At 45.8% G+C, this 25,320-nt stretch carries 25 protein-coding genes and 1 other annotated feature; of the genes, 24 read left to right on the top strand and 1 reads right to left on the bottom strand.

Features of this window, described 5'->3' with window-relative positions:
* Nucleotides 1–199 precede the first annotated feature (199 nt).
* The 6 genes from GC096_RS11645 (at nt 200) to GC096_RS11620 (ending at nt 9,815) form a co-directional block, all read left to right on the top strand.
* Complete coding sequence (locus GC096_RS11645; RefSeq protein ID WP_216626099.1) at nt 200–1,087, top strand: RluA family pseudouridine synthase; 888 nt, start codon at nt 200–202, stop codon at nt 1,085–1,087.
* Between the two features lie 116 nt (nt 1,088–1,203).
* Entirely contained in the window at nt 1,204–2,301 is a 1,098-nt protein-coding gene (locus GC096_RS11640; RefSeq protein ID WP_171630398.1) for a LysM peptidoglycan-binding domain-containing protein, read from the top strand.
* A 187-nt stretch (nt 2,302–2,488) separates the two neighbouring features.
* Nucleotides 2,489–2,749: a binding site (T-box leader), on the top strand.
* A 55-nt stretch (nt 2,750–2,804) separates the two neighbouring features.
* A complete protein-coding gene (locus GC096_RS11635) occupies nt 2,805–5,465 on the top strand; it encodes a valine--tRNA ligase (protein ID WP_171630397.1) in 2,661 nt (886 codons plus the stop codon).
* 70 nt (nt 5,466–5,535) lie between these two features.
* Nucleotides 5,536–6,909 carry a bifunctional folylpolyglutamate synthase/dihydrofolate synthase gene (locus GC096_RS11630; RefSeq protein WP_376769493.1) on the top strand — a complete coding sequence of 458 codons (1,374 nt, stop codon included), beginning with the start codon at nt 5,536–5,538 and terminating at the stop codon, nt 6,907–6,909.
* Nucleotides 6,910–6,964: 55 nt separating this feature from the next.
* The gene (gene murC, locus GC096_RS11625) at nt 6,965–8,305 is read left to right on the top strand and encodes a UDP-N-acetylmuramate--L-alanine ligase (protein ID WP_216626104.1); all 1,341 of its coding nucleotides are present in this window, start codon (nt 6,965–6,967) and stop codon (nt 8,303–8,305) included.
* Nucleotides 8,306–8,468: 163 nt separating this feature from the next.
* Complete coding sequence (locus tag GC096_RS11620; RefSeq protein ID WP_171630394.1) at nt 8,469–9,815, top strand: hypothetical protein; 1,347 nt, start codon at nt 8,469–8,471, stop codon at nt 9,813–9,815.
* A 54-nt stretch (nt 9,816–9,869) separates the two neighbouring features.
* Here the strand turns inward: GC096_RS11620 and GC096_RS11615 are convergent, their stop codons facing one another.
* Nucleotides 9,870–11,105, bottom strand: coding sequence for an N-acetylmuramoyl-L-alanine amidase (locus GC096_RS11615; RefSeq protein WP_171630393.1), 1,236 nt, complete (start codon nt 11,103–11,105; stop codon nt 9,870–9,872).
* A 164-nt stretch (nt 11,106–11,269) separates the two neighbouring features.
* Here GC096_RS11615 and GC096_RS11610 point away from each other — a divergent pair, with 164 nt between their 5' ends.
* The 18 genes from GC096_RS11610 (at nt 11,270) to obgE (ending at nt 25,253) form a co-directional block, all read left to right on the top strand.
* The gene (locus GC096_RS11610) at nt 11,270–11,512 is read left to right on the top strand and encodes a DUF4321 domain-containing protein (RefSeq protein WP_056610348.1); all 243 of its coding nucleotides are present in this window, start codon (nt 11,270–11,272) and stop codon (nt 11,510–11,512) included.
* A gap of 55 nt (nt 11,513–11,567) precedes the next feature.
* A complete protein-coding gene (locus GC096_RS11605; RefSeq protein ID WP_171630392.1) occupies nt 11,568–12,170 on the top strand; it encodes a Maf family protein in 603 nt (200 codons plus the stop codon).
* Nucleotides 12,171–12,291: 121 nt separating this feature from the next.
* Nucleotides 12,292–12,741 carry an RrF2 family transcriptional regulator gene (locus GC096_RS11600; RefSeq protein WP_171630391.1) on the top strand — a complete coding sequence of 150 codons (450 nt, stop codon included), beginning with the start codon at nt 12,292–12,294 and terminating at the stop codon, nt 12,739–12,741.
* Nucleotides 12,742–12,851: 110 nt separating this feature from the next.
* On the top strand, nt 12,852–13,541 hold the full coding sequence (radC, locus tag GC096_RS11595; protein WP_171630390.1) for a RadC family protein: 690 nt from the start codon (nt 12,852–12,854) through the stop codon (nt 13,539–13,541).
* Between the two features lie 36 nt (nt 13,542–13,577).
* Complete coding sequence (locus tag GC096_RS11590; protein WP_171630389.1) at nt 13,578–14,612, top strand: rod shape-determining protein; 1,035 nt, start codon at nt 13,578–13,580, stop codon at nt 14,610–14,612.
* A gap of 21 nt (nt 14,613–14,633) precedes the next feature.
* The gene (mreC, locus tag GC096_RS11585) at nt 14,634–15,497 is read left to right on the top strand and encodes a rod shape-determining protein MreC (protein WP_246302708.1); all 864 of its coding nucleotides are present in this window, start codon (nt 14,634–14,636) and stop codon (nt 15,495–15,497) included.
* A 13-nt stretch (nt 15,498–15,510) separates the two neighbouring features.
* A complete protein-coding gene (gene mreD / locus GC096_RS11580; protein ID WP_171630388.1) occupies nt 15,511–16,038 on the top strand; it encodes a rod shape-determining protein MreD in 528 nt (175 codons plus the stop codon).
* A gap of 72 nt (nt 16,039–16,110) precedes the next feature.
* Nucleotides 16,111–16,770, top strand: coding sequence for a septum site-determining protein MinC (gene minC / locus GC096_RS11575; RefSeq protein WP_171630387.1), 660 nt, complete (start codon nt 16,111–16,113; stop codon nt 16,768–16,770).
* A 38-nt stretch (nt 16,771–16,808) separates the two neighbouring features.
* Nucleotides 16,809–17,603 (top strand): septum site-determining protein MinD, encoded by a 795-nt coding sequence (gene minD / locus GC096_RS11570; RefSeq protein WP_056610363.1) that lies wholly within the window; start codon nt 16,809–16,811, stop codon nt 17,601–17,603.
* A 7-nt stretch (nt 17,604–17,610) separates the two neighbouring features.
* Nucleotides 17,611–18,759 (top strand): FtsW/RodA/SpoVE family cell cycle protein, encoded by a 1,149-nt coding sequence (locus GC096_RS11565; protein WP_171630386.1) that lies wholly within the window; start codon nt 17,611–17,613, stop codon nt 18,757–18,759.
* Nucleotides 18,760–18,903: 144 nt separating this feature from the next.
* Nucleotides 18,904–19,782 (top strand): M23 family metallopeptidase, encoded by an 879-nt coding sequence (locus GC096_RS11560; RefSeq protein WP_171630385.1) that lies wholly within the window; start codon nt 18,904–18,906, stop codon nt 19,780–19,782.
* Nucleotides 19,775–20,650: a M50 family metallopeptidase gene (locus GC096_RS11555; protein WP_246302707.1), complete on the top strand. Its 876-nt coding sequence runs from the start codon at nt 19,775–19,777 to the stop codon at nt 20,648–20,650. The genes GC096_RS11560 and GC096_RS11555 overlap by 8 nt, the downstream gene beginning before the upstream one ends.
* Before the next feature lie 23 nt (nt 20,651–20,673).
* Complete coding sequence (locus GC096_RS11550) at nt 20,674–21,837, top strand: Rne/Rng family ribonuclease (RefSeq protein WP_171630384.1); 1,164 nt, start codon at nt 20,674–20,676, stop codon at nt 21,835–21,837.
* A 157-nt stretch (nt 21,838–21,994) separates the two neighbouring features.
* Nucleotides 21,995–22,306, top strand: coding sequence for a 50S ribosomal protein L21 (gene rplU / locus GC096_RS11545; RefSeq protein WP_028555793.1), 312 nt, complete (start codon nt 21,995–21,997; stop codon nt 22,304–22,306).
* Between the two features lie 11 nt (nt 22,307–22,317).
* Entirely contained in the window at nt 22,318–22,671 is a 354-nt protein-coding gene (locus GC096_RS11540; protein WP_171630383.1) for a ribosomal-processing cysteine protease Prp, read from the top strand.
* Nucleotides 22,672–22,675: 4 nt separating this feature from the next.
* The gene (gene rpmA, locus GC096_RS11535; RefSeq protein ID WP_036742986.1) at nt 22,676–22,990 is read left to right on the top strand and encodes a 50S ribosomal protein L27; all 315 of its coding nucleotides are present in this window, start codon (nt 22,676–22,678) and stop codon (nt 22,988–22,990) included.
* Between the two features lie 187 nt (nt 22,991–23,177).
* Nucleotides 23,178–23,933 (top strand): Spo0B domain-containing protein, encoded by a 756-nt coding sequence (locus tag GC096_RS11530; protein WP_171630382.1) that lies wholly within the window; start codon nt 23,178–23,180, stop codon nt 23,931–23,933.
* A 15-nt stretch (nt 23,934–23,948) separates the two neighbouring features.
* A complete protein-coding gene (gene obgE / locus GC096_RS11525; protein ID WP_171630381.1) occupies nt 23,949–25,253 on the top strand; it encodes a GTPase ObgE in 1,305 nt (434 codons plus the stop codon).
* Nucleotides 25,254–25,320: the final 67 nt, after the last annotated feature.

Here is a 25,320-nt window from a genome sequence, read left to right as displayed (position 1 = left end):
TAGTATCATATTTTTGCATGCAATTGGTAATGGTAATTGTTAAAATAAAGTGTACTTAATCCCTCTTTCTTAAGGAGCTCGTTCTAATTATGAAACGTTATTACTTTTTTGATTTCCCAATCGACCTTATGGCGATTGTTTTTGTATTTCTACTCATTCTGCTAGCAATCTTTCTATCATTTCGTAAAGGCATGAAATCATGATTACTTGGTCGCGCACTGGAGAATGGTTGGAGTTACCGCTTCCGAATGAGCAATGGAAACCGCTCAAACCGGGCGCTGTTGAAGAATTAGCGGCTTATCTCCCGGTGCCTCGCAAATATTTCCTGCGATTAGCTTCCCAGGGACTTGTTCGCATTGACAATAATACGATTCGACTTAAGGTTTTTCCACAGGAAAAGGCGGCGTTTAAAGCGGAATCTTACCCATTAGACGTTTTATTTGAAGATGAGTTCACTCTTGTTGTGAATAAACCAGCTGGAAAGTCTGTCCATCCAGCTGAAGCCGGACAAGGAGGAACACTTGCCAATGCGGTAGCTCACTATTATGAAGCAACAGGACAAGCATGCGGCGTTCGGCATATTCATCGTCTAGATCAAGATACGACGGGCGTTGTACTTTATGCCAAAAATGAATGGGCGCATGTCCTGCTAGATGAAGCCATGCGAGAAAAACAAATCGATAGACGTTATATTGCGCTAGCTCATGGGATTTTCAAAGAAAAGGAAGGATGGATTGCTGAACCGATCGGCAAGGATCGTCATCGGCCAGGGAAGCGAAGAGTGGCTCCCAATGGGGATCAGGCACTTACACATTACCGTGTCGTTCAACAAATGAAAGCTGGTGCACTCGTTGAAGTGGAGTTGGAAACCGGCAGAACACATCAAATTCGAGTCCATCTCAGCCATTTAGGACATCCACTTATCGGAGATATCTTATATGGAGGTTCTTCGCGATCGTTTCATCGACAAGCCCTTCACGGCGAAAGGCTGGTATTCAATCATCCGGTTACACAGAATGAGATCGTTGTGCACGCACCTTATCCACTAGATTTCAAGACGTTACTGGATCAAATGTCATTGAGTTAAAAATATAGTCATGCCTGGCCTCATCCACCCATATACTTTTAGAGACAATCAAGTATATCACCCAACAATTCGGAGCCGGTTTATGTTTCGAATTAACGGAAGGGAGGATTCATTCGGTGTCTGAACAACAACCAGGGTTACGCTTTGATATTTATGAACGTGTGCATTTGCAGGAGAATTTGGCGGCTATACAAGAATTGAATGAGGTAGAATTGCTTCCGCATATTCAAGTAATAACGCTGGATGATCAAGCGATCTTAAAGGGGAATCTACTACTTACAGGCAACTACTTCAGTGAAGAAGGCGGCAGTCCTCGCACACTTGAGCATTTGATTCCTGTCGAAATTACGCTGCCCTTGAATCGTATTCATCGTGTAGAAGATATTCAGGTAGAGATCGAGAATTTTGATATCGACCTTTTATCGGCACGAAGTCTTAATGTAACTGGTGTACTTTCTTTGCAAGGTGTAGAAATGGTATCTGTGCCGCAAGAAAGCTGGCGAGAGGAAGAAGAGGTTACTTTTGTCCATCAAATTGAGTACCCACGCTCTGAACCCGTCATGCCTTACGTATCAGAACCTGTACCTACACCAGCACCGTATGTTCAAGAACCACAGGTTCAACCAGTTCCAGAAGTTCAACAAGTGATTGAAGCACCACCAGCACCTGTTCTTCCTACACCTTTACCTACGCCAAGCCCAACGTTGATAGCAGCTTCACCAGAACCAACTGTCGTTGCGGCTCAGCCGGAACCCTTTTCGGGGGACGACACGATCGGTGTGGAATTTGAACAAATCGAGCTGAAAGTGACCCCGCATGCGGATAGTACCGTCGTTACGGAGGAAAAAAAGGAACTGAAAGTTGCCTTTGGCAAGAAGGCAACGGACGCCGTGGAGGTTAACCCATATGGCATCAAATCGCTATTATCTAAGGCAGGCACGTATCTTTCCGACAAGCGGCTTGCGGAAGCTGAGGCGCAAGCGGCTCTTGAGGCGGAATCGCGGATAGATGCGGTAGAGTGGCGGCGACTATTCCTTCAGAGCAGATCGGAGTCACAAGAGTTCAGGAAGCTCAAACTATGTATCGTTCAGAAGGACGACACCTTAGAATCCATCGCGAAGCGCTATCAACTGACCACGCGTGAGCTTCAATTGATGAATCGTCTAGGTGATCAGGATATTGTTGTGGGGCAAGTTATTTATTTACCCAAATAAATAATGATACATAGGCAAGAGCTTCTGGCTGCTGATAGCAGCTGGGGGCTCTTTATGTTTGTCCTAGTATAAATTCCGACTTTCCGCCCAATACTAGAAAATAATCCTTAGAATAGGCGTCGAAATTATTGACTATGTGTCGATAATTCGATATCATATAGTGTAACTCATTTTCAAACCAACATATGGAATTGCAAAGATAGGGAGTAGTAGTCGGAACGCCCTTCAGAGAGTGGAACTGCAGCGCTGAGAGGTTCCTCAGGATACATCCGATCGAAGTCGCCCTGGAGCAGTAAATGTGAGTGCAATCGCCGAGTTTTCATTTCTCGCCTGCATTAGCATTTTCCGGTCGCAGCCGTTATCTGTTTAAGTGTCATGTTATTTGCTATTGGGGCAAGTCGCATGAAATGAAGGTGGTACCACGGAAGCTATACCTTTCGTCCTTTTTGGGGCGAAAGGTTTTTTTGTGTTTATAACAACTAGCCAGATATGGAGGTACTTTTATGACCGAAACGAAATTACAAACGGAAATGCCTACCACGTACGACCCGAAAGAAGCGGAGCGTAAATGGTACGACTACTGGATTAAAAATGAATTCTTCAAAGCAGGCAACCGTCCAGATGCGGAAACCTACACGATTGTGATTCCGCCTCCGAACGTAACGGGTATGCTGCACATCGGGCATGCGCTTGATTTCACACTGCAAGATATTCTTATTCGTACGAAGCGGATGCAGGGCTTTGACACATTGTGGCTGCCTGGTTCTGACCATGCTGGTATTGCAACACAAACGCGTGTAGAGCAGAAGCTTCGCGAACAAGGACAAACACGTTATGATCTTGGGCGTGAGAAATTCTTGGAGAAAGTCTGGGAGTGGAAAGAATTATACGCGGATACGATTCGTGAGCAATGGGCCAAAATGGGCTTCTCACTCGATTATTCACGTGAACGCTTCACATTGGATGAAGGACTTTCGCAAGCTGTTCGTGAAGTTTTCGTAAGCTTGTTTGAAAAAGGTCTCATTTATCGCGGCAACTATATTATTAACTGGGATCCAGCGGCACGCACAGCGCTTTCGGATATTGAAGTGGAATACAAAGAAGTACAAGGTGCCCTGTACCATTTGAAATATGAAACAACAGATGGATCAGGTTCGATCGTTGTTGCAACAACGCGACCTGAGACGATGCTGGGAGACACAGCGGTTGCTGTTCATCCGAAGGATGAGCGCTATAAGCACCTCATTGGGAAGTCTTTGCTGCTGCCGATTGTAAACCGTGAAATTCCGATTATTGCAGACGATTATGTTGAAAAGGAATTCGGAAGCGGCGCGGTAAAAATTACGCCTGCGCATGATCCGAACGATTTCGAAGTAGGAAAGCGTCACAATTTGCCGCAAATTCTGGTTATGGACGAAACGGGAACGATGAACGCGAATGCCGGCCCATACCAGGGGCAAGACCGTTTTGAGTGCCGTAAGCAAATCGTTGCTGATTTGAAAGAGCAAGGTGTACTGATCAAAATTGAAGAGCACGTTCATCAAGTTGGACATAGTGAGCGCAGTGGTGCCGTAATTGAGCCTTACTTGTCTACCCAATGGTTCGTGAAAATGCAGCCGCTCGCGGATCAAGCGATTGAAGCGCAAAAATCAGGCAAGGGTGTTAATTTTGTACCCGATCGCTTCGAGAAAACGTATTTGAACTGGATTGAAAATGTGCGTGACTGGTGTATTTCCCGTCAATTATGGTGGGGTCACCGGATTCCTGCTTGGCACTGTGCGGATTGCGGTCAAATCACGGTAGCTCGTGAGGATGCTACGGCTTGCTCCCATTGTCAAAGTGCGAATCTTAATCAAGATAACGATGTACTGGATACATGGTTCAGCTCGGCGCTATGGCCTTTCTCCACTTTAGGCTGGCCGAATGATTCCGAGGATATGAAGCGTTTCTATCCGACGAGTGTCCTAGTTACTGGTTACGATATCATTTACTTCTGGGTTGCGCGGATGATTTTCCAAGGACTCGAATTTACGGATCAAATTCCATTTAAAGATGTGCTTATGCATGGCCTTGTTCGTGATTCCGAAGGACGTAAAATGTCCAAATCGCTCGGAAACGGCGTTGATCCGTTGGAAGTGATCGAGAAATACGGCGCAGATGCCATGCGCTATATGATTTCTACGAGCAGCACGCCAGGTCAAGATTTGCGCTTCCGGTGGGAGCGGGTTGAGCAAGCTCGTAATTTTGCCAATAAGATTTGGAATGCTTCCCGATTTGCACTGATGAATTTAGAAGGTGTAAACGCAGCGGATATTGATTTGACAGGCCCATTAGGGACAGCAGATCGTTGGATATTGCATCGTTTGAATGAAACTGTTCGTGATGTGACTCGTCTAATTGATAGCTATGAGTTCGGCGAAACCGGCCGTCTACTCTATAACTTCATCTGGGATGATCTCTGTGACTGGTACATTGAGTTCAGTAAACTGAGCTTATATGGGACGGATGCGGCGGCGAAAAAGCAGACACAATCGGTTCTAGCTTATGTATTAGATCAAACGCAACGTTTGATTCACCCGTTCATGCCATTTATTTCTGAGGAAATTTGGCAGCACTTGCCGCATGTTGGGGACACGATTACACTCGCGGCTTGGCCGACTGAGAATGCCGCTTTCGAAGCGCCGGATGCGATTCGGGAGATGGAGCTTTTGATGGAAGCGATTCGTTCCGTTCGTAATATCCGTGCGGAAGTAAATGTGCCGATGAGTAAGAAGGTCGAGCTCTTGATCAAACCAGCTAGTGCAGAGACACAGGACATTCTCAGCAAAAATGAAGAATACCTGAAACGCTTCTGTAACACGTCCCTGCTTGAAATTGACCTTACAATGACTGCGCCTGACAAAGCAATGACGTCGATTATTACGGGGGCTGAGCTTTACTTGCCATTAGCGGGCTTGATCGATATCACGCAAGAGCTTGCACGCTTGGACAAAGAGCTGCAATCCTTACACGGTGAAGTTGAGCGTATCGAGAAGAAACTGGGTAATGAAGGTTTTGTAGCTAAAGCGCCAGCGAAAGTCATCGAAGAAGAGAAAGCCAAGCTTGCTGATTATGCAGACAAACGGGATAAAGTTATCGCTCGATTAGCGGAGTTAAAGGCTTAAAGAACGTAAATTATACGATTGCCTAGGTTCGTCTACATGGTGATTCATATAGTAAAAGAGGATGAGAACAATGGATGAAATCAAGAACACGGCGGGTGAATTCCAATCCGCACAGGAAGCCATTGATTGGATCGTTGGACGGATGGAGAAGCTCGGCATGAAGCCGGGCCTCCAACGTATGCATCTACTCATGGAGAAGTTGGGTAACCCCGAACGCAGGATGAAGTTCATTCATGTGGCCGGAACGAATGGCAAGGGCTCAACATGCGCTTACCTTGCTTCCGTGCTTCAAGCGTGCGGCTATGATGTAGGCACGTTTACGTCGCCTTACTTGGTGCGGTATACGAATCGTATACAAGTCAATGGCGCCGATATTGAGGATGATGTACTGCTTCGCTTGGTGAATGAGATGAAGCCAATTGTGGATGAGATTGCAGCCACAGAGGTAGGTCCGCCAACCATGTTTGAGATTTCAACGGCACTGGCGATTCTATACTTTGGGAAAGTGGCTTATCCCGATTATGTCGTATGGGAGACTGGACTCGGGGGAAGGCTGGATAGCACGAATATCGTGAATCCAATTGTTACCGTGATTACGAATGTCGGTCATGATCACATGGATATTCTGGGGGATACCCTGGAGCTTGTAGCTGCTGAAAAAGCGGGCATCATTAAAGCGGGAGTTCCCGTTATTACAGCGGTGGAGCCTGCGGCGATTTGGAGCGTTATCGATCAAACGGCGAAGGCAAAGAAAGCGACACTGTATTCGCTAGGTGATCAATTTAACTTGACCGAAGTGAACAGTGAGCTAGATCATCAAAGCTTTCAGTTTAACGGACCATTTCGACCTATTCCGAATCTGTCGATTACATTGAATGGTGAACACCAATTGAAGAATGCTGCTGTAGCGGTTATGACACTGGAGGTTCTTCGCCAATATTACGCCACCATCGTGGAGGACGTAGATTTGCAGAAGGGGCTTGTGGGAACCAAATGGCCGGGTAGATTGGAAATGGTTTCACAGGAGCCGCGCATCCTTATTGATGGGGCACATAACCCTGAGGGAGCTGCGACACTAGCTGCAGCACTTCAGAATGTGTATAGCTACAAGAAGCTTCACATGATGATTGGAATGCTAGCTACGAAGAATCATACAGGCTACTTAAGGCATATACTACCATTGGTGGATACGCTCATTATTACAGAAGCAAATTTTCATAAAAAAGGGGATGCTTCCCTGCTCGCCGACATCGCAAGTGGTCTTCTTCAAGAGATGAATCTAGAGGTTGACATTGTTGTTGAACGTGATTGGAAGCAGGCTCTAACCTTATTAACAAATAGAACTGAGCAGGATGATCTGGCGGTCGTATCCGGCACGCTGTATTTAATCTCTGATGTTCGTTCTTGGATAACCTATCAAACCGATTCTGAAAAAGGATGGTGAGAACGGCGTGAGTCAAGCAGAACACGTACATTTTATAGGAATCGGCGGATACGGCATGAGTGCCATTGCCAAAGTCATGCTCGAAATGGGATACCGCATTTCGGGGTCAGATCTTGCACAACAGGAGCTTACAGATAAACTGAAAGCGAAAGGTGCTAGAGTCTTTATCGGCCATGAGGCAACGAACGTATCAGGAGCCGATTTGGTTGTATACTCAACGGCATTAGCCAAAGATAATGTGGAAATGCAAGCAGCAGAGCAAATGAACATTCCGATTATTCATCGCTCACAAATGCTGGGCAGGCTGATGAATGAGCGCAAAGGGATTGCCGTAGCAGGCGCCCATGGGAAGACTACAACGTCCTCCATGATTGCTTTGGTGATGGAGATTTGCGGCACGGATCCAACGTATATCATCGGTGGAGAAATTATGAATGTAGGCAGCAATGCCAAAGCTGGCAAAGGAGAGTACGTTGTTGCGGAGGCCGATGAGAGCGATGGCACCTTCCTGCAATATCACCCAACCCTCGCGTTAGTGAACAATATCGAAGCCGACCATTTGGAAAATTATAATGGCGATTTCGAGAACTTGAAGAAAGCATACAAACAATTCTTGAGCCAAGTTAGACCTGGCGGAAAAGCGATTGTATGTCAGGATGATGAATTCCTACGTGAAATGATACCGGAAATTCAAAGTCAAGTGATTACGTACGGGATTGAAACGCAAGCGGATTATATCGCACGTGACATCTCACTAGGTGATCGCAAGGTAACCTTTACGGTGGAGTTTAACGGTGCATCCCTTGGCCAAGTCAGCCTGTCAGTGCCTGGTAAACATAATGTATACAATGCACTCGCGACACTGATTACTTGCTTGGAAGCAGGACTATCTTTCGAGAGCATTGCGGAAGCGATTCAAGAGTTTCGTGGTGCTAAACGTAGATTCCAAGTACTCGGAGAAGTTGAAAATATCTTGGTCATTGATGATTATGCGCATCACCCTACGGAAATTCAAGCAACGATTTCTGCTGCGAAAGCAACGAGAAAACGGATCGTCGCTGTGTTTCAGCCGCAACGCTATACGCGAACTTACTATTTGTTTGAGCAGTTTAGCCGTTCCTTCTTAGAAGCGGATGAAGTAATCATTACGGATATTTATTCACCGGCAGGCGAACAACGGATTGAAGGTGTAGACTCTGTTAAACTAGTTGAGTTGATACGCAGCAACAGCAACCCGAATGTTCAGCACATTGCCACACGTGAAGAAGTACTGACGTATTTGATAGACCATGTTCAACCTGGTGACCTCGTTCTCACCATGGGTGCAGGAGACATCTGGAAGGCTGCGGATGGGTTAGCTAAATCGCTGCGCAAGAAATACGAATCACATACCTAGAGAGAAGATCGCTTGAGCCAATAGGCTGGAGGCGGTCTTTTTTTCTTGAATAAATCATAATATGGTTCTCTCTCTCATACTCTAGTAACAGAAGATTGGGACAAGATGATACGGCATTGTACCCGTTTCGGGCCATATATATGATGAGGAGTGAGGGATGAGAATGAACAAAGGTAGAATTACATATCGCTTCGACCCCAAAGAAGGAGCAGAATCCACACGCAGAGCAGCCAGGGTGCATGAACAAGAAGAGAACGTCATTCCACTCTATCAAGAAGAGTATAAAGTGATAGAACCGAAGATAGATCGCAGCCCGAAGGAAGTAACGCCATATGACCAAGCAGAAAGAGAGCAAGTAGAATCATTATTTGAACCACATGCACTGAATACGTTCACCACTGATTTTGGGAGCTGGCATAGCCAGATTGAATCCGAAGGAGAGCGTGTAGAACGCATCATTCGGGAAACCCAAATATCTCGAGAACAGCAGAATGCGCCAATTCCTACAACGGTTATTCGACAAGAGAGGGAGCCTGAGCCTGCTCCTGCGGACAATCGAGAGGAGTGGTCCAATTGGACATCCAAGGAGCCTTACCGGGATCCGGGGACTGGAACTCGTTATGCGAAGTCATCCGGTGCGCCGTGGATTCGCATAGCAACATCTGTGGCGGGTGCAGTGGTAACGGGAATCGCATTCGGTTTCTTCGTGCTCTCCATGTTCTCCTCGGATCGAGATACGAGCACGAGTATAGCCACATCGAATCCTACCAAAATTACCGTGCCATCGCCTAATACACAATCGGCTGCCTCCACGACCAAAACACAAACGGGTACAGGGGATGTAGCTCTCCCAGCAACGACAGCAGCTATCACAGCTGTGCAAATTCCTGCTAAATCATATACCTTCTTGCAAAATGGGGTGTTCAGTTCGCTTCAAGGCGCTCAGGCTGTTCAGGATTCACTCAATAAAAAGGGTCTTGCTTCCGCATTGGATAATTCCGATAAACTTACTGTGTTTGTAGGCTTTGCAAAGACGAAGGACGATGCCATTGCCTTGAGACAAGGCGTGCAGGCCGCAGATAAAACGATCGAGGTTTTTATGAAAAATGTGGATTTCCCAGCGGTAAACAGCATTCGTTGGTCTGGCTCAAAGGCCGAGTCCCTGCCCAATTATATTGCTGAGGGCGACAAGCTTGTCGCTGCAATGAGTGGACTCACACTTGTCCATTTGGCGGAGACGAAGCCCACAGCACTTACGGATGTCTCCTTGCAGTCGATTCGTACTTCACATCAGGCGTTAATTACGCTCGGTACAGGACTGACTAACGGAGCAGGTGAGGATGTTAAGCCGTTGCTGGCGAAGATGACAAGTGCGATTAATAGTGCCGTTCAATCGATGGAAGAATACAAGAAAACGCCATCTCAAGCCTTGATGTGGCAAGCGCAGTCAGCCTTGATGCAGTACATTATTGCTCAGAAAAATCTCCTTAAGACGATTAGTGTAGTATAAGGAGAAAGCCGTGTACCCTGAACTCTGCGGAGCCCGGGATACACGGCTTTCTTGTTATTTCGTGAGGTAACGATCGAGCAGGGCGGCAATCTCAGCCCTTGTCATCGTTTGATCAGGCTTAAAGGAAGTATCCGATATGCCATTAATGATGCCTTTATCCTTCAAAGATAGAATGGCAGAAGCGCTCCACATGGACTTCGGCACATCATCGAATGCGGCTGTATACGTTGGTTGTGCAGTTGGTGATGTCATTTGCAGAAGCTGATTGAATAAATAAGCAACTTCCCCGCGTGTAATCGCCTGATTAGGTCGAATCGTCCCATCTGCATACCCTTGTAGTAAGTTTAATTTGGCTGCTTTGGCAAAAACGGTGCTTGCCCAATGAGAAGTCGATAAATCCGAATAGCTTTTCGATGCGTCAGACCCGCAGCCATAAACATTGGAAGTTACACTTCCGTTCGTGCTGCAGACAGCTGGCAGCTTGCTGAAGGTAAATACGCGATCCATCAGTGTGAGGAACTCCGCTCGCGTGAGCGCACGGTCTGGTTCGTAATTGTTGCCGACACCTTCGACAATGCCTTTATTTTTCATACGAAGAACAGCTGCTTTGGACCAGTGCACAAGCACGTCGGTAAAAGGAGGCGGTTCATAGCTGCTAATCCCATTGGCAATGCCGAGCGCCATCTTAGAACGCATAGAACTGCTGGCAAGTAAGGCTGCATCACTAGCATTCGTGAGAAAAGCCGTCTCTACTAGAATACTCGGAATCGTGCCCATTCGGGCTACGTAGACAGCGCTTGGAGTCAGCCCTAAGTCTTTGGTACCGGATTGCGCGAGTAAGGCATCTTGCACATGCTGCGCTAAATCTTTACTGTAAGGTGTTAATTGCGTCATCGCACTGCTTGCTGGGTAATCTTCTTGTGGGTACGCATTGTCATAATAGAGCACCATGGTTCCGTTAGCCTTGCTGCTCGAATGTGCGTTGGCATGAATGGATACGAATAAGTCAGCTTGCTGTTCATTTGTGAAGGCAACCCTTTCAGCGAGTGATAAGAAGGTGTCGTTGGTGCGTGTCATGACGACCTCGTAACCGCGTTCAAGAAGGGCTTGTCTAACCTTTAACGTGATGTCCAGATTGACATCTGTTTCACGGAGTCCGCCAACACCGATTGCGCCAGGATCACTTCCCCCATGCCCAGGATCAAGTACGACCTTGTAAGCGAAGGCTTGGTAAGGGAATGCAATTGTGAGCAGTAAAGTGAACAGAATCAGTCTTTTGAGTAGAGTCATAGTTGAATTTACCTCCGGTAACTATAATACTAGGATTGGACTAGGCTGTAAGCAGGTAAGAATCACCATCGGTTTATTCAACGGCCGGCCGCTTATTTTGCATGGAAAAAAGAGGGGATTGCCCGTATAATAGTGCTTGTACATACTTGGAGAGGATGACAGGAATGAAAAAAAGCACATTTACACTGATCATTTTTTTAATCGTCGGGTTAATTACTGGAATTATTATCGGCCAGCTGCTGGCGCCCGTTCCTGCTCTCGCATTTTTAACCAAATCAGTTCAAATTTCTTGGGAACCTAAAGCAGATTTACAAGTTGTGAAATATGAATTCCACCTTTTGGTGAAGCTAAACCTATGCAGTATTATTGGATTAGTAGGAGCTTATCTCCTATATCGGAAACTCTAGTGAGTTTTTGAACGTTTAAGCAGTGGGAATTTATTATTTATAGGAGTTGTTGAGCGTGCAAACCAAAGAACATCAAAGACTAATTCTTGCTTCATCGTCGCCGCGGAGGCAGGAGCTTATCCAATCTTTCGGACTACCCTATATTATTCGTGTGAGTGACGCGGATGAGACCGTCGAACAAAAAATAACGCCAGCGGAGCTCGTTGAGCTGCTTTCTTTACGCAAAGCGGGGACAGTCAGAGAAATGCTAGAAGTTCAAGATCAGCATGGTATTATCATTGGATCTGATACAGTTGTTGTGTATAACGAGGAAATTTTAGGCAAACCAGCCGATGAGCAAGATGCTTTCCGCATGCTCAAAGGTTTGCAAGGGAATGTGCACCAGGTTTACAGTGGTGTTGCCTGTGTGGATGCAGCAACGGGGCAACAAGTAGTCTCGCATAGCGTGACTCATGTACGGATGAAGCCGATGACAGATGAACAAATTTTGCGCTATATAGCTACTGGGGAACCCAAAGACAAAGCCGGGTCTTACGCCATTCAAGGTATAGGGGCAACGATTATCAGCGGGATCGAGGGGGATTATTTCACGGTTGTGGGACTTCCACTATCCTTGTTGAGTGATTTGCTGCTGACGTTCGATATTCAAGTTCTGTAGTGACATTTCCAAGCCTATCCATTCTAGTCCAAAATAGGGTAATTAGATTGACTGAGCAATCTGTAACGGTTACAATAACAGTAAGCGACATGACTTCGCATTCTTCTGGGAGGTATCTACCATGAACAGCGAATTTACAATTGCCGTCCACAGTCTTGTTCTGTTAGCTCACTTACCTGATCATATGGCAACTAGTGAAGAAATTGCTGCTAATGTATCAACGCATTCTGCCCGTATTCGTAAAGTTATGGGTTTTCTTCGAAAAGCAGGGTACGTGTCAACGAAGGAAGGCATAGGTGGCGGTTTTATACTGAGTTGCAAGCCTGAGGAAGTCACACTCGGGGAGATTTACCGATTGACATGTCAAGGTACTTTGAAGCCGAGCTGGTGCTCTGGTGATGAGTCCAAGCCTTGTATGATATCATCCAAAATGGATAAATTGATGGGTAAAGTTTTCAATGATGCTGAGAAGCAAATGGAACATTACTTTGAAGGTCATACAATTGGCAGTATGCTAGAACAAATAAGGGCGTTTGAATGCCCGAAATCGAATACTGAATCTTTATCCTAGAAGCCCTCGGATCTCACAATCCGGGGGTTTTATGTTGTTTTTAGGGCTTGTACCCGCATGCATGGGATAGCAATAAGTAACATAACCTACATTACGGAAGAGGGGAAAACATGGAAAGCTCAAGTTTGATGCTGCGAGAAGTTCCGATCGAAGAGAGACCGCGGGAACGAATGCTACAACTGGGGGCAGGGGCGCTCAGTCATGCGGAACTGCTTGCTATCTTATTACGGACAGGAACGGTAGCGGAATCTGCCATTCATTTGGCAAGCCGGATCTTAAGTGAAAGTGGGGGGCTGCGCAGTCTTGTAGATATGAGCAAGGATCAATTAACGCAGATCAAGGGGATTGGCGATGCCAAGGCTCTTCAAATACTTGCGGGTATTGAGCTAGGACGCAGGCTAGCCAAAAGCTCATATGAGGAGCGGATAACGATTCGTTCGCCCAAAGATATCGCGAATTTAATGAGCGAGGATCTTCGCTATTTGCAGAAAGAGCACTTTGTTTGCTTGTTTCTAAATACTAAGAATCACGTCATTGCACAAGAGACCTTATCTATGGGGAGCTTGAACGCGTCGATTGTCCATCCTAGGGAAGTTTTTCGTGCAGCGATTAAACGAAGCAGTGCCTCGATCATTTGTGTACATAACCATCCCAGTGGAGATCCTACCCCAAGTCCGGAAGATATTAGTCTGACAGGTCGATTAGTAGAAGCTGGAGCAATAATTGGTATTGAAGTGTTGGATCATGTTATCATTGGAGATCAGAGATTTATAAGTTTGAAGGAACAAGGCTTTATGTAATATAATAGAACACGCTACAGGAAAGGAGCCGTTTGTATGTTTGGTGGTTTTACGAAAGATCTGGGGATTGACTTAGGTACCGCGAATACATTGGTTTATGTGAAAGGCAGAGGAATTATCGTTAGGGAGCCTTCGGTGGTCGCCCTTCGTACAGATACAAAAACAATAGAAGCAGTCGGTGAATCAGCCAAAAAGATGATTGGTCGTACGCCCGGGAATATCCGTGCCGTACGTCCGATGAAGGATGGTGTTATTGCCGATTTCGACACGACCGCAACGATGATTCGATACTTTATTCGACAAGCTCAGAAGCAGCGTTGGTTATTTCCGCGTCATCCGAATGTCATGGTATGTGTGCCATCCGGGATTACTGCTGTAGAGAAGCGTGCTGTTGAAGATGCTACGAAGCAAGCGGGAGCAAGAGAAGCCTACACAATCGAGGAGCCTTTCGCTGCTGCGATCGGAGCGGATCTTCCAGTTTGGGAACCGACGGGGAGTATGGTTGTTGATATTGGCGGAGGTACGACAGAAGTTGCTGTTATCTCACTTGGCGGTATTGTAACCAGTCGATCCATTCGTATCGCTGGTGATGAAATGGACGAGGCCATTATTCAATATATTAAACGTACCTACAACCTCATGATTGGGGAACGTACCGCGGAAACACTGAAGATTGAAATTGGCTCAGCGCTTAACACAGAGAAGGCCGATTCGATGGAAATTCGTGGTCGTGATCTTGTAAGCGGGTTACCGAAAACGATCAGTGTAACGTCCGTTGAGATTACGGAATCGTTGTCTGACACGGTAAGTGCCATTGTGGAGGCCGTAAAGGTCACACTTGAGAAATGTCCACCAGAGCTATCGGCGGATATTATGGATCGCGGTATTGTGCTGACTGGCGGAGGCGGATTGCTTCGTAATTTGGACCGACTACTGGCAAGAGAAACGGGTATGCCCGTAATGGTTGCCGAAAATCCGCTCGATTGCGTTGCGATTGGGACGGGACGTGCATTAGAGAATATTCACTTATTCAAAAACAAATCAGGATCTGGTTCAAGGTATAAGGGTTAATTTTCGTTAGAAGGTGCTAATTTGTTTAAATTCATGGGAAATAAACGACTTATTTTTCTTATGTCCGGTTTAGTCTGTTTCTTTATTCTAATGGGACTAACACTTGGGAATCGAGGGCCGATGACATGGCCTGAGAAATTCGTCAAAGACTCGATATCATGGACGCAAGGACTCTTGTATAAGCCCGCTGCGCAGGTAGCGGGCTTCTTCGAAGACATCAGACAGCTGCGTGTCATTTATGAAGAAAACAAGACACTGAAGCTGACGCTCACGCAATACGCACGAGATACACAACGGTTGAATGAACTTGAATCGCAGAATAAGCGTCTGTTGGATGAGCTTGGTTTCACAGAACGTCAGCGTCAAGCTAACAATTATACGTACAGAATCGCCGAGGTCGTCACGATTGATCCAGACCCCTACAATAGCACCGTAACGATTAATTTGGGTGACAAAGATGGGATTAAGGAGAATATGGCGGTTATGACTGTCGATGGCTTAGTGGGAAGAGTGAGTAAAGTATTTGGGTTTCACTCCAACGTGCAGCTCTTGTCGGAGACGAATGATACCGACAACAACTCCAAAGCAATTGCCGTCACAGTCAAAGGGAATGAGTCACAGCCATTCGGGATGATTGAATCCTATGATCCCAAGCTTGGGGAACTAGTGATGAATAAGGTTGAACATGCTGACGATATGAAAATCGGTGATACGATTATTACATCGGGCTTGGGGCAGGTATTTCCAAAGGGAATAGAAGTTGGGACGATCTCTTCGATTGGACCTGGGGAATTCGGCATTACGTATAAGGTAATGGTGAAGCCCAAAGCATCCTTTAACCGAATCCGTGAAGTGTTCGTCGTTGAAGTTCCGGAAGTGAAATGAGGTGAGTGGGCAAATGAATAGACATGTGTTATGGCTCATTCTGCTCGGACTGTTTATCCTTCAAGGTAGTTTAGTCGTATGGTTGCTGCCAGCCTCTTGGCAATCGATCGTCTATGTAACACCTCACTTACCTTTGGTATTCATTATGTTTATTGGACTTTTTCATCATCGTCATGCGGCTCTTCTTTACGGTCTTCTGTTCGGATTATTACACGATTTTACTTACTATGGAGCGATGTTGGGTGTTTACTCTTTCAGCATGGGGCTCGTAGGCTATTTGGCAGGCCTTGCGCAGCGCAAGCAGCCCAATCTTATTTTTTACAACTTGCTTATTACAAGCTTAGGATTATTAATATTTGAGTTTCTCAACTATGGGATCAACCGCCTATTTAAACTGATTGCCGTTGATTTGAATTTTGCTCTCACCCATTACATGCTCCCTAGTGTTCTATTCAATTTACTTGTGGCCTTGATTTGCTACGTTCCCATCCGCAAACTGCTTGAAGGCAAACGACTTGCAGCTTCAGCGAAGGAAGATTAATTTTCCAGGCGATAAGCAGGAGAATTTAGAACAAGGGCCGAAATGTATAGGTTGGGAGGTCGTCATGCCATTATGTCTGTAGCGAAGCACCATGTTATGATTAAAGGGGTCAAAGATGGCCTAGTTTTTTTACTAAATGACGCATGCGATTGGCAAGAGCTGTTGCAAGAGCTGCAACATAAGCTTGAGAAAACGCATCAACAAATATTAACGGGTCCGATTATTCATGTGAATGTCAAACTGGGCAACCGTGTGGCCACCGATGAGCAGAAAGAAGAGATTCGTGCTGTAATTAAGAAGAAGGGGAATCTCTTGATTCAATCCATCGAGAGTGAACCGCCTAAGGTGGAGGCTCCACCGGAGCCCAAGGTATCCATGACAACGCTAAGAGGAATGATTCGTTCAGGACAAACCCTTCATAACGAAGGTGATTTACTGTATTTAGGTGATGTTAACCCAGGCGGAATCATTACCTCCACAGGGAACATTTACATAATGGGTTCACTTCGCGGTATGGCTCACGCAGGGTTAGACGGAGACGAGAAAGCAATCATTGCTGCGTCTCATATGCGGCCTACACAATTACGAATTGCCGGGGTCATCAGTCGTTCTCCAGATGAGTGGGGGATCGAGGAGGCTTTCATGGAATTCGCCTATGTCAAAGAAGGCAAAATGGAAATCGATAAGCTGCATCAGCTTCATCGGATTTGGCCGGATGCTCCAATTAAATAATTGTTTTTAACATATAAACTGTGTCTGGGGTGAGGAATATGGGAGAGGCTATCGTTGTCACCTCAGGTAAAGGTGGCGTTGGTAAAACGACGACTTCCGCTAATCTGGGGACTGCACTTGCACTTCTGGGGAAGAAAGTATGCATGGTTGATACGGATATTGGTTTACGTAATCTGGATGTCGTGATGGGACTGGAAAATCGGATTATCTATGATCTTGTGGATGTTGCGGAAGGTCGTTGTCGTTTGCCGCAAGCGCTAATTAAGGATAAACGATTTGATGAGCTGTATTTATTACCAGCTGCTCAAACAAAGGACAAACACGCCGTAACTCCGGAACAGGTGCGTACCATTATTTTGGAACTCAAAAATGATTTCGAATATGTCATTATTGACTGTCCAGCGGGGATTGAGCAGGGATTCAAGAACGCGGTTGCAGGCGCAGATAAAGCGATTGTCGTGACGACTCCAGAAAATGCCGCTGTGCGTGATGCGGATCGGATTATTGGCCTTTTGGAAAATGAGAAAATATCATCACCGAAGCTTGTTATTAACCGTATTCGCCCTCAAATGGTGAAAAAAGGCGAAATGCTGGATATCGATGAAATTTGCTCTGTACTTGCAATAGATTTATTAGGCATTGTACCGGATGATGAGCACGTAATTAAGGCAGCTAATCTAGGTGAACCAACGGTGATGAACCCTTCATCACGCGCTGCCATTGCATATCGGAATATTGCTAGGCGTATTGTTGGCGATACCGTGCCGCTTATGCAGCTAGAGGACAAAACAGGCTGGGTAAAACGAATGAAAAAGTTTATTGGAATAGGATGATTGTTCTGTGTTTGCCAAACTGAAAAACATTGATATTCCAATTGTAGTCATTCTGTTTGCCTTCATGGTGATAAGTACAATGATGGTCTACAGCTCATCTGTCGATCATCCGACCATTAACATCAGCATTTCGAAAATTCTGATTTTATATGGGGTAGGACTCGTTGCTTTTCTAGCCTGTAGTTTATTCGATTACCGTGTACTTATCCGAATTGCTCCGTATTTGTATGGGATTGGAATTGTCTCGTTGATTGCCGTCTATTTTTTTGGTAAAAAAATTCACGGTGCCCGCGGCTGGTTTGAACTTCCCGGAGGATTGACATTTCAACCAGCAGAGCTCGTCAAATTAATCTTGATTATTTGCATTACAGCTCTCCTTGCCAGACGCGGCGGCGATTTGCTTCAGGTGAAAAATGATATAATTCCTGTAGGGCTAGCTGTACTTCTCCCATTCGTGCTTGTTCTCATACAACCGGATTTAGGGAATGCGATAATTTTTGTTATTATTTTGATAGGAATGCTATGGATTGGGAATATCAAATACACACAAGTTTTGATAAGTATTCTTCTCGTGGCCGGAGTAGGTTTCCTGACACTTACGCTGTATAAACATTTTCATGATAGTTTGTTTGATATGCTTAAGGGATACGGCTTCAGTCACTGGATGGATCGGATAGATACGTTCCTTTACCCGCAGGATGTGTCGGATGATGATAATTATCAGGTACGCAACGCGGTAAGGGCTATTGGTTCTGGTGGGTTGGATGGTGAGGGTTTCTTGAAGGGAACCTCTGTTCACAGTAATTTCATTCCTTTCGCTTATTCGGATTCGATCTTCGTTGTTGTAGGGGAAGAATTTGGATTCCGTGGTTCAGCCGTACTTTTGCTTATTTATTTCTTGCTTATTTATCGTATGATTCTGATCTCTATTCAAAGTTCTCAGCTTGCTGGCGCATATATCGTTGTTGGTGTTGTATCTATGTTTGTATTCCAAATTTTTGAGAACGTTGGAATGATGATTGGCATTATGCCATTAACCGGTATTACACTTCCTTTCGTTAGTTATGGAGGAACCTCGCTTCTAATCAATATGCTTTCACTAGGCCTTGTCATGAGTGTGAAGCTGCATCAGGAGCGGGCGCCTGAATTGTTTTAATAACTTATCTATGTGAAGTCCGTGACCTTACCAAGGCCGCGGGCTTTTTCTATTGCTGCAAGCAGTACGAAGGCTGACTTTTCACATAATCTTGTCCATCTGCACATAGGCTGTACTAATGAAAGTCTATGAGGAGGGGATTCTATGGTTATAAAAGATAAAGTAAAGCAACGGCGACTAGAGCGACTTCGCCATTTGCGAGAATCGTCGTCAGAAGCACCACTCGGGAATGGAGGCTCACACAGATCCTCTCCGTCGGTTGATTTCCTATTGCCAACACGACAAAAAGAGGAATTGCCGTTATATGCTGATCCTGACTGGAGAAGACGAATGGAGGACCCTGAATTTGCTTGGAGACAGAAGCTCATGATGGATACGGCGAATGATGATGCAGAAAGAGGAATTCTTACCCCGCCATCAGCGCGGAGAATCGCTTTTAAGCTGCTCATCAGCGGTGCCTTATTTGCATCTGTTTACGGCATGTTTCACATAGACAAGCCATGGGCAAATCAAGGGAAGCTGTACATAACAGCAGCACTAACGCAGTCTTATGACTTTACGGCTTTGTCCGCTTGGTATGCCGATAAGTTCGGAGGAACCCCTTCGTTTATTCCAAGCTTTAATCGCGCAGGCAATGAAGCTGTGATTGTGAGTACCTCGAAGCGTACGTTGTTCGCACCAGCCAAAGGAAGCGTGTTGATCAGCTACGATGGGACAATCCATAAGGGAGTCAAATTGAACACGGCTGAGTTCGCTCCGGTGTATGCGATGGACACGGGGCAGGTTATTTTCGCAGGTACAACCACGGATACGGGATTAACAATTATGATTAGGCATCCTGGTGGACTGGAATCTTTATATGGTGGACTAAGTGAGGTTACTGTAGCTGTTGGCGATTGGATGAAGGTGGGGGAGCCCATAGGTAAAGCTTCTTCCAAAGATCCAACAAAGGGGAATCTGTATTTCTCAGTCATGAAAGAAGGCGTGACAATCAATCCGGTGGATGTGATCACCTTTGATTAAATGGGCTGGGACGAAATATCGATTTCATCCATTATTCACCTTAATTATGATTGGCTGTGCGATAACGGGGTATTTCCTAGAAGCAATCACTTTATTTGGCATCGTACTTATCCATGAGCTAGGGCATTTAACCGCGGCGAAAGGGTTCGGTTGGAGGGTCCAAGAAGTGCAATTACTTCCCTTTGGTGGTGTCTTAATTGTTGATGAGCTAGGGAGTACGTCTACTCGTGAGGAGTTGATCGTCGCCATAGCGGGCCCCCTTCAACACGTATGGATGATAGGGCTTGCGTTGATTATGAAGTCACTGGATATCGGAAGTGGTAACTGGTGGGAGTACTTCATTGAAGCGAACCTCATGATCGGATTATTCAATCTAATACCAGTGATGCCGCTCGATGGCGGGAAAATCATGCAAGGCTTGTTGGGTTATATCATGTCGTTTCATAACACCATTGTCTATTCAGTTTGGATCAGTATGATCATAAGCTTATCAATCATTGTTATGTCAATTATTCAGCTCGTACAAGGGCAACTGCCAATCAATATTCTTGCTATAGGCCTGTTTCTACTTGTATCCAATTGGTACGCCTACCGGCAGATTCCCTATCACTTTCTACGTTTCCTAATGGGGCGCGGGTTACGAGTAGGGCAGTTGCTCAGCCGAGGTACTCGAGCGCAGCCGATTGTCATTACGAAGCAGCTTACGATGGCGGAGACTTTGAAGCTTTTTATGCGGGAACGATACCACTTAATTTATGTCGTGAATGAAGCAGGGCGCATCCAAGCGGTGCTTCCCGAACAGCAAATCGTCGGCGGTTATTTAGATGGGAAAAAACCGGGGAGTGCAGTTTCCGATCTTTTCATGTAAAATAACTGTTGAGGTGAACATGTATGAAGCAACTGATAATTCACTGCGCACCAGAGCTTACACAAGCGGCATTGCTTGAGGATGGACGTCTTGTGGAGTATGACACGCAGTATCCGCTTGAATCTCAACGGGCAGGCAGCATCTACATGGGCCGCATCGTTAACGTACTTCCTGGCATGCAAGCGGCATTCGTCGATATTGGACTTGCGAAGAATGCCTTTCTTTATATAGACGATCTCCTCCCCGTTCATGTGGACAAGCAACCTAAGATTAAGCCGTCCATTACGGATATTGCTGAAGTTGGGCAAATGCTAATGGTTCAAGTGAGCAAGGATCCACAGGGGACCAAAGGGGCAAGAGTGACTACGCACGTGTCCATTCCGGGCCGTTGGATTGTTTATATGCCAGATGCGGATTATATTGCCATATCTCGTAAAATTGATCTTGAAGCAGAGCGACAGCGGCTAAAGCAGCTAGCAGAGGGTAATCTTATGCCTGGTGAAGGCGTGATTATTCGAACAGGTGCAATCGGTCAAAGTGAAGAAGCTATCCGAGACGATTTGCAAAATTTACGCGATGTGTGGAGTACCATTCTAGCGAAGCGAGATGAAACGCATGTTCCCGCACAGCTTTATCAAGACCTGGATTTACTGCCCAAACTTGCGCGAGATGTGATTTCGGATGAAGTTCAAGAAGTGTGGATGAGCAATAACAAGGTTTTTGAAGAAATGAGAACCTTATTACGCAAGCAGCAGCCGGGTTGGCGTGGCCGCATCGCTTTCTACGACCGTAGAACACCTATGTTCGATCATTTCGGCGTCACGGAAGAGCTGAACCAGAGCTTTCGTCGCAAAATCTGGCTCCCTAGCGGCGGGTATTTAATCATCGATCAGACTGAGGCGCTGACTGTAATTGATGTCAATACGGGACGATATACGGGTTCTATTGATTTGGAGCAAACGGTTACAGATATTAATCGGGAAGCAGCTATCGAGATCCCTAGGCTCTTGCGGCTTCGAAATCTAAGAGGCATCATTATTGTTGATTTTATTGACATGCATGCAGAAGACAATCGAGCGAAGGTCATGGCGAATATGGCGGAAGCTGTGCGCAAGGATCGTTCTAAGACGACCATTGTAGGTTGGACCAAGTTAGGCTTGTTGGAAATGACTCGGAAACGCAAATAAAAGGTTTGCATATGAAAATATAACTGTGATATAATACTCGGAGTGTGTTGTTTAGGCATGCTGTAACCGCACGAAACAGGTCGAAGTACGCGAATGGATTTGGTTCCGTTCCGTCACCTGCACAAGGCGAGTCTGAGACATGAGGAGGTAAGTGAAAATGTACGCAATTATTGAAACAGGTGGTAAACAGTACAAAGTTCAAGAGGGCGATGTTCTTTACATCGAGAAATTGAACGCTGCTGAGGGTGAGGTTGTTTCTTTTGATCGTGTGTTCTTGGTTTCCAAAGAAGATGGCCTAGTAGTAGGTGCTCCATTGGTTGCAGGTGCTTCAGTTTCCGCGAAAGTGGAAAAACACGGTAAAGGCGCAAAAGTCATCGTTTATAAGTACAAACCGAAAAAGAACTATCACAAAAAGCAAGGTCATCGTCAACCGTACACAAGAGTAGTAGTAGAGAAAATCCAAGCGTAAGAGACAAGCCTATGATCTACGTGACCATAGAACGTCTTGCACCGGATTCACCTCAAATTCTTTCTTTTGTAGTTGAAGGCCATGCCGAATATGACGTGCCTGGCAAAGACTTGGTCTGCGCCGCGGTATCAGCGATTTCCGTTGGTACATGTAACTCGATAGAATCCTTAACCGGTGTGATTCCTATTCATGAGATGGAGCCTGGACTGCTGGATGTAACCATCCCGGATAGTGCGCGCAACCAGCCTGAAACTTGGGGTCAAGTGCAGTTAATTATAGAATCGATGGTCGTTATGTTACAAACGATTGAACAAACTTACGGTGACTATATAACGATTGAAACAATCTATCACAAAGGAGGATAACACCATGTTTTTGAAATTGGATCTCCAATTATTCGCTTCCAAAAAAGGGGTAGGTTCCACAAAGAACGGTCGTGACTCACACTCTAAGCGCCTTGGCGCTAAACGTGCTGACGGTCAAACTGTTACTGCTGGAAGCATTCTCTACCGTCAACGCGGTACGAAAATTCACCCAGGAACGAACGTAGGCATCGGTTCGGATGATACACTTTTCGCTTTGGTACAAGGCGTAGTGAAATTCGAGCGTTTGGGCCGCGATCGCAAAAAAGTGAGCGTATACCCAGTTGATGTAGCTCCAGTAGCTGCAGCTCTAGAAGCGTAATTAGAATCCCTGGTGAGCGAGAGTTCATCCAGGGATTTTTTCTCAATATGCAAGGAAAAACCTCTAACCGTGATCACTCATTTCGGATGGCCCGGGGCGGGGTTTTCTCGTTTGTTTGGTGAAGTTTTCCAGGCAGCATGATATACTGGATGAACGGTTACAAAGCAGAGAACGGGGCGAGCGGATAATGAAGCAATTGGGCAGCGCACAGGTCTATATATTAGCACTTGTGCTCATAGGATTGACTGGCTTGTTGGTTACAGAACCGTGGATTATTCGAGTGGCATTTCTACTAATTATTCTCGTAAGTGGGTACACAGCTTGGAGACTAGAAGTAAGTAGAATGGAAGAAAAGTGGCGTTCTACGCTGAAGCAGCAAGAGCAAGAGGATCATCTAAAGCTGATTGCCGTTGTAAATCGTTTGCGGCATGATTGGATGAATGATACCCAGATTTTATTTGGTTACATTCAAATGAAGAAGTTTGATAATTTGCGGCCATATATGGAAAAAATAAAAATGACTATGCAGCAGGAAAGCAATCTCTCCAAGCTGGGAATCCCTTCTTTTATTGCTTACTTGCTTCAATTCCGTGTGCAGTCAAAGACGCTAGAGCTGAATGTGGAAGTGGAGCAAGAAATTAATCTTGGACAACTCCCGATTCAGCACGGACTGATTGAACGATTGGTTCGGCAAATGGTGGCCTGCATCCAGGAACATACGGCATTCGAAGATGGGGAAAGTGGCACACTCAGCTTGGAGTTTGATGTTCAAGAAGATGGCTTACTGCTTGATTTTGTATATCAAGGCCCCTATAATCGGGAACAACTTGAGCAATCGGTTTTAGCACGTTTTTCATCGAAAGGTTCACAGTATTTGCTTGAGAATGATGATTGGCATGAAGAAGAAGCAAGTGTCACGCTGCGATTGCCGTTTCATATATAAAGTTGAGGTGTAGAAATGTTTGTTGATAAGGCGAAGATTTTTGTAAAAGGCGGCGACGGTGGTGACGGTTTAGTTGCTTTCCGTCGGGAGAAGTATGTACCGGAGGGTGGTCCTGCCGGTGGTGACGGAGGCAACGGTGGTGATGTTGTTTTCCGTGTAGACGAAGGCTTACGGACATTGATGGATTTCCGTTATCAGAAGCACTTTAAAGCTGACCGCGGCGAAAAAGGCCGTAACAAATCCATGCATGGTGCTAACGCGGAAGATATGGTTGTTCGGATCCCGCCAGGCACAACGATTATAGATGATGATTCGCAAGAGGTTATTGCCGACTTGACGCGTCATGGTCAAGAGGTTGTTGTTGCTAAGGGTGGTCGTGGCGGAAGAGGGAATACTCGCTTCGCCACAGCACGTGTAACAGCTCCTGAAATTGCGGAGAACGGTGAAGAGGGCGTCGAGCGTTGGGTTGTCCTCGAAATGAAGGTCATGGCAGACGTTGGACTCGTAGGTTTCCCAAGCGTGGGTAAATCGACCTTATTGTCCGTCGTTTCAGCAGCCAAGCCGAAGATTGCCGCATATCACTTTACAACACTAACGCCTAACCTAGGTGTAGTTGATGTTGGGGATGGCAGAAGCTTCGTGATGGCGGATTTGCCAGGTTTGATCGAAGGCGCTCATGAAGGTGTAGGCTTGGGTCATGAGTTTCTACGTCACGTAGAACGGACGCGCGTTATCGTTCACGTCGTGGATATGTCAGCGGCAGACGGACGCGATCCATATGAGGATTTCATTAAAATTAACGAAGAAATCAAGCTATATAATGCGAAGCTAGAGCAACGTCCTCAAATCGTTGTAGCCAACAAGATGGACATGCCAGAGTCGGAAGATAACTTGGCTTTGTTCAAAGAGCAGTTGGCTGCTGACGGCAAGGATTATGCTGTTTATCCGATTTCGGCATTGACGCGCGGTGGCGTTCAAGATTTGCTGTATAAGATTTCTGACATCGTGGAAAGCATCCCGAATGCCCCTGAGGTCGAGGGAGTTGCTGAGACGCAAGAGCGTAAAGTATATCGCTTTGAGAAACGCGAAGAGAATGACTTCACGATTCGTCGTGATAATGATGTATTCGTTATCGAGAGCCCGTCGATTGAGAAATTGATTAAGCGGACGAATTTTACGACCCAAGATGGAATCGCGCGTTTTGCTCGTATTTTGCGTAACATGGGCATTGATGATGAATTGCGTAAACGTGGCGCTGTACATGGACAAACGATTCAAATTGGTGACTTTGACTTCGAGTTTGACGAAAACAATTTATAATACAAGAGCACTTATCCCTAGGGGATGGGTGCTTTTTTTTTCTACGACGGCAAGATCATATAACAGG

This window comes from Paenibacillus plantarum (assembly GCF_013141695.1).
GTDB classification, from domain to species: domain Bacteria; phylum Bacillota; class Bacilli; order Paenibacillales; family NBRC-103111; genus Paenibacillus_E; species Paenibacillus_E plantarum.
The sequence above is the reverse complement of the archived record's forward strand: the minus strand, read 5'-3'. Positions and strand labels throughout refer to the sequence as shown.